The 3,557-nt window shown below is 65.7% G+C and carries 3 protein-coding genes; all 3 read left to right on the forward strand.

Features of this window, described 5'->3' with window-relative positions; genetic code table 11:
* Nucleotides 1–902: tetratricopeptide repeat protein (locus VK519_RS07705; protein WP_324348732.1), on the forward strand; the 902-nt coding region annotated here is incomplete at its 5' end.
* Nucleotides 883–1,905, forward strand: coding sequence for a glycosyltransferase family 4 protein (locus VK519_RS07710; RefSeq protein ID WP_324348734.1), 1,023 nt, complete (start codon nt 883–885; stop codon nt 1,903–1,905). The genes VK519_RS07705 and VK519_RS07710, both read left to right, overlap by 20 nt.
* A 75-nt stretch (nt 1,906–1,980) precedes the next feature.
* Nucleotides 1,981–3,557: SDR family NAD(P)-dependent oxidoreductase (locus tag VK519_RS07715; protein WP_324348737.1), on the forward strand; the 1,577-nt coding region annotated here is incomplete at its 3' end.

Consider the following 3,557-nt stretch of genomic DNA (forward strand, 5'->3'; position numbering starts at 1 on the left):
TCCGCCTGCACCAGCACCTGGTGTCGCGCCCGGGCCTGAGCGAGGAAACCAAGACGGTCGCCTTGCTCGAACTGGGTGAGGACTACATGCGTGCCGGTTTGCTCGACCGCGCCGAAACCCTGTTCTCCGACCTCGTAGCCATGGACGCTCTGGCGCCGTCGGCGCTTCGGCACCTGGTGGCGATCTATCAGCACGAGCGCGAGTGGCACAAGGCGATCGATCACGCCCGACGCCTTGAAACCATGACTGGCGAGGACGAATTGCCGATGATCGCCCAGTTCTACTGCGAACTGGCCGAGCAGTCCCGCTCACACGGTGCACGGGTGGAGGCCAGCGAGTACCTCGCCGAGGCCTTCCGCTGCCAGGCCGATTGCGTGCGAGCGCACATGCTTACCGGACGCCTGCTGGCCGAGAGCGACGACTATGCCGGCGCCGTGGACGCCTACGAAAATGCCGTGGATGCCGATATCGCGTTCGTGCCGGAGATACTGCCGCCGCTGCTGAACTGTTACGCGCGCTCGCAGCAGATGGAACGGGCCGAATCCTTCCTGCGGCAGATCATGGAGCGCTACCACGGTATCTCACCGGTGCTTGCGCTTACCCGGCTCTACGAAGGGCGTGATGGCGAACGCACGGCGATCGACTTTCTTACCGGCCAGTTGCGCAAGCGTCCGTCGGTGCGTGGCCTGATGGCCTTGATCGACGCCACCATGGACAAGGTTTCCGGCGAGGCACGCGAGAACTACCTGATCCTGCGCGACCTCACCCGCAAGCTGATCGAAGGCCAGGCGATGTACCGATGCAGCCGTTGCGGATTCGGTGCCAAGGCGCACCATTGGCAATGCCCCGGTTGCAAGAGTTGGGGCACGGTGCGCCCGATCCATGGCGTGGCCAACGAGTGAGCGCGGCATGCGACTGATGGCCTGGACCATGATCGCGACGCTCGTCGTCGCGTTCGTCGTTGTGCGCGGATGCATCGCCTATGCCCACCGGCGCGGCATGCTCGACCAGCCCGGGCAGCGGCGTTCGCACACCGTGCCTACGGCGCGGGGCGGAGGCTTGGGGCTGGTTGTGGCCTGGGTGCTGGCAATGCTTCTGGTGCTGCCCGGGTCGCTGCCGTGGCCGTTGCTGGCGGCGCTCCTGGCCGGCACACTTGGCGTTGCCGCAATCGGTTGGCTCGACGACCACGGCGATCTGCCCGTACGGCCGAGGTTGCTGGTACAGCTGGCCGCGTGCGCCGTCTTCGCCGCCGCGGTGTGCAGCCATGGGCTGGCATGGTGGTGGTGGCCGCTGCTGGTGCTCGCCGGCACCTGGTCGATCAACCTGCACAACTTCATCGACGGCATCGATGGCTTGCTGGCCCAGCAGTGCATCTTTGTCGGCGTGGGTATCGCCTGCATCGCTGCCGGCATCGGCTCGCCGGTACTGCTCGCCGCCAGCGGCGCGTTTTCGATGGCCGCGCTGGGCTTCTGGTGGTTCAACCGTTCGCCGGCGCGGATCTTCATGGGCGACGTCGGCAGCGGAGCGGTGGGTTTCATCATCTTTGCCCTGACCACTCTGGTCTGGCTGGTCGATGCGCCCGCGCTATGGGCGGCCTTGCTGCTGTCCAGCAGCGTCGCCACCGATGCCACGCTCACCCTGCTTTCGCGGATGCGCGGCGGACGGCGCTGGTACAGCGCCCACCGCGAACACCTTTACCAGTGGCTGGTCAGGCGAGGTCACGGGCACGCCCGCGTCGGCGGCTACTACCTGGCCTGGAACCTGTGCGTGGTGGCTCCGCTGGCCGCGGCCGCGATGGCCTGGCCCGGGCTTGCCCCGCTATGCTGCGTGTTGGGCTATGGCCTGGCTGCGGTCGCCTGGGTGGGGGGCAAGCGCGCAATATTACGCTCCGTGGCTCATGGCTGAACAAGAGGAAAGACTGTCGCACATATGTGACAGATGCCTTATATGATTTCCAGATCACCAAAATTCTCCTCACGCATGTTCCTGCGCAAGCTCATTGGCATTATTCATCCGCGCTCGGCGGTCGTCACCCACGACCTTGGCATGGCCGCGCTCGCCTGGTGGATCGCCAAATCCCTGCGCTACGCACTCATGCCCGAACAATCGGCGGTGGAATACCTTCCGCTGGAATTTCCCGTGGTGCTGCTGGTGCAGGGCGCCATCTTCACCTGGACCGGCCTCTACAAGGGCGTCTGGCGTTTTGCCAGCCTGCCGGACCTGTGGAACATCCTGCGCGCCGCGTGCCTGGGCGCCCTGGCGATCGGTCTTGCCATGTTCCTCTACGGCCGCCTTGAAGGTGTGCCTCGTTCGGTGCTGCTGGTTTATCCGGTGGTGTTGTCGGTGCTGCTGGGCGTGCCACGGCTGACCTACCGTTTCTGGAAGGACAGCCGGCTCGACCTTTTCCAGTCGATGCCCACGCGGCGCGTCCTGGTGGTGGGTGCCGGGCGTGCCGGCGAGGCGCTGGCACGCGACCTCCGCCGCGACAGCCGCTACTCGGTGATCGGCTTCGTCGACGACAATCCCGCACTCCGCGGCGCCCGCATCAACGGCATGCCGGTGCTTGGCCGCATCGACCAGTTGCCGGAACTGGCCCGCGAGATCGCCGTGCAGATGCTGCTGATTGCCTTGCCCGGGGCTACCACCTCGGAGATGCGCAACGTGGTGGCCCTGTGCGAGGAAACCGGGCTGCCGTTCCGTACCGTGCCGCGTCTTGAAGACGTGGTCGCCGGCCGCGCGCAGTTCAACGAGATCAAGGAAGTGGCGATCGAGGACCTCCTCGGCCGCGACACGGTGGAGCTGGACTGGACGGCCATCCGTGAAAGCCTTTCCGGCCGGCGCGTGCTGGTTACCGGTGGCGGCGGTTCCATCGGCTCGGAACTTTGCCGGCAGGTCGCGCGACTGGGCGCCCAGTCGCTCACCGTTGTGGATCAGTCCGAGTACAACCTCTACCGCATTGGCCAGGAGCTCACCGCCGCGTATCCGGAACTCCTCTTCGAAGGCGTGCTTGCCGACGTACGCGACGAGGTCGCGGTCAACCGAGTGTTTGCACGCGTGCGCCCGCATGTGGTCTTCCATGCCGCGGCGTACAAGCATGTGCCGATGCTGCAGGGACAGCTGCGCGAAGCCTTCCGCAACAACGTGCTGGGAACACGCATCGTCTCGGAAGCTTCGGTGGCGGCCGGGGTGGAGTGCTTTGTTTTGATTTCCACCGACAAGGCGGTGAATCCGACCTCGGTGATGGGTGCCTGCAAGCGCCTGGCCGAGATCTGGTGCCAGAATCTTTCCGCCCAGGTGCGCACGCGCTTCATTACCGTGCGTTTCGGCAACGTGCTCGATTCGGCCGGCTCCGTCGTGCCGCTGTTCCGCCAGCAGATCCAGCAGGGCGGCCCGGTCACCATCACGCATCCGGAGATCTCCCGCTACTTCATGACCATCCCGGAAGCGTGCCAGCTGATCCTGCAGGCGGCGAGCCTGGGCAAGGGCGGTGAGATATTCGCCCTGGACATGGGCGATCCGGTGAAGATCCGCGACCTGGCCGAGCAAATGATCCGCCT

Source organism: Pinirhizobacter sp. (genome assembly GCF_035317885.1).
GTDB lineage: Bacteria > Pseudomonadota > Gammaproteobacteria > Xanthomonadales > Rhodanobacteraceae > Pinirhizobacter.